2 protein-coding genes are annotated in these 1,996 nt (G+C 68.5%); one reads left to right on the top strand and one right to left on the bottom strand.

Annotated features, from left to right (window positions below):
* The first annotated feature begins 267 nt into the window (after positions 1 to 267).
* Complete coding sequence (locus E1218_RS35585; protein ID WP_132327423.1) at positions 268 to 1,092, top strand: HAD family hydrolase; 825 nt, start codon at positions 268 to 270, stop codon at positions 1,090 to 1,092.
* 294 nt (positions 1,093 to 1,386) lie between these two features.
* On the opposite strand, the gene E1218_RS35580 is transcribed toward E1218_RS35585, so the two are convergent.
* A partial coding sequence (locus tag E1218_RS35580) for a Fic family protein (protein WP_132327422.1) occupies positions 1,387 to 1,996 on the bottom strand: 610 nt, incomplete at its 5' end.

Genomic DNA, 1,996 nt, shown 5'->3' with positions numbered 1-1,996 from the left:
GACCGGGGGCCGTCTTCGGCCACGGGCTCGGGGGGAGGAGCCGGGGGCCGATCAGGAGGCGACAGTCTGCCACTGTCAGGGGGAATGTACCCCCCAAGACCGGCCTTCACACATCTTAGTTCGGTTGCAACCGAGATGGCGTCCTCCGGGCGCCGAAGCCGCCGATCGGGCGTTTCCGGCCAGTGTCACTGTCACACTGTCGATCAGTCTAACGGGAGACCGGCCCACACAAAAGCCCGGGTCCCTCGGCGTTTCTCCCCGATGCCTATGCTCGACCACATGGCACCCTCCGGGACGGCCCGAGCGGCCGCCTTCTTCGATCTGGACAAGACCATAATCGCCCGTTCCAGCACTCTGGCGTTCTCCCGGCCGTTCTACGCCGGCGGGCTGATCAACCGCCGGACCGTCCTGCGCAGTGCCTACGCCCAGTTCGTCTACCTGCTCGGCGGTGCGGACCACGACCAGATGGAACGGATGCGGGAGTACCTGTCCGCGATGTGTACCGGCTGGGACGTCGAAACCGTGAAGGCGATCGTGGCCGACACTTTGCACCACATCGTCACCCCGATGATCCACGAGGAGGCCGTCGAGCTGATCGAGCACCACCACGCGGCGGGCCGCGACGTGGTGATCGTGTCCTCGTCCGGCGCCGAGGTGGTCGAGCCGATCGGCGCCATGCTCGGGGCGGACAGGGTGATCGCCACCCGGATGGTTGTTGCCGACGGCAAGTACACCGGTGAGATCGAGGACTACGCCTACGGTCCGCACAAGGCGACCGCGATCCTGGCGCTGGCCGAGACCGAGGGCTACGACCTGGCGAAATCCTACGCCTACTCGGATTCCGTCACCGACGAGCCGATGCTGGCTGCGGTCGGTCACCCGTTCGCGGTCAATCCGGACAAGGCGTTGCGCCGGCTCGCACTCGCCCGGAACTGGCCGGTGCTGGACTTCACCGAGCCCGTCGGCCTGGCCGAGCGCAACCGTTTCCGCGAGGTACGACGCCCCGCGGTGGCCACCGTGGCCGTCGGCGGACTCGCCGCCTGGGCGCTGTTCCTGGCCGCTCGCCGGCGCGCCCGGACGGCCGACAGCTGACCGGCCGCGGCCGCCGGGTCGTCCCGGAAAGCTGAAGAGTGCTTCATTGTTCTCAAGTCCATGAAGGTCGCGTAAGCCCTTCACAGGAAGGGTTTTCAGGAGTACAAAGGAAGCACAAAGGACCTTCGGGTCCGGTAGAGATTGCACGGCATCCAGGCACCCACGCGGCGACCAGCCCATCCCAACCGGGCAGCGCGACCCAGGCCTAGTCCTGTGGCGGCAGACAGGTGCACGCATGGTAACCAGGATGGCGTGCCAGCGACGGCGTTCTCATCTGAGAACGCCGTTCGCATGTCAGCCGACGTGGGCCAGTGGGGACCGTTCGGCACCGAGTGCCACGACTTCGCAGGACCGCAGCAACCAGTCACGAACGCCGGTCAATCCTCGCGCTGCGTAGTCGCCGAGGCCGGATGGATAGGTCCCCGCCAACTCATAGTGACCGACCTCCGGCACGGTGACCGCGACCGGGTCGATGCCCCGGGCAACTAACAGGCAGCGTTCGGCAGCCCGGGCGACCAATCCGTTGGCGGTCGGGAACGGGCGCAGGACGGCGAGCTCGGCGTGGACGACCGCCGCCACCACCAGACCGGGGGCCTTGGTCGGGCGGGTGAGGTTCTGCGCGAGCACGCTCAGTCGCTCCCACATCTCGTCGGCCGGGGGCGCCGGCGGCAGGCCCGGGATGTCGTCCGGGATCGGCTCCCGACTGGTCCGCAGATGACCCAACTGGTCTTCCGGGCCGAGATCGGCCGCCGCCAACTGGTGCAGTCTGGTCCAGACCTGCACCGGGGCGGTGTCGATCTGCGGAGCAAGCCGCATCAGCTCCCCGGTGATCCGGACCGCGCCGGTGGCGAGCCCGTCGGCGGCACCCCGCCGTACCTCCTCGAGCGAGGCCGGGCTGCCGGCC

Source organism: Kribbella turkmenica, from assembly GCF_004348725.1.
Classification (GTDB): domain Bacteria; phylum Actinomycetota; class Actinomycetes; order Propionibacteriales; family Kribbellaceae; genus Kribbella; species Kribbella turkmenica.
This window is presented reverse-complemented; position numbering and strand designations above follow the sequence as displayed.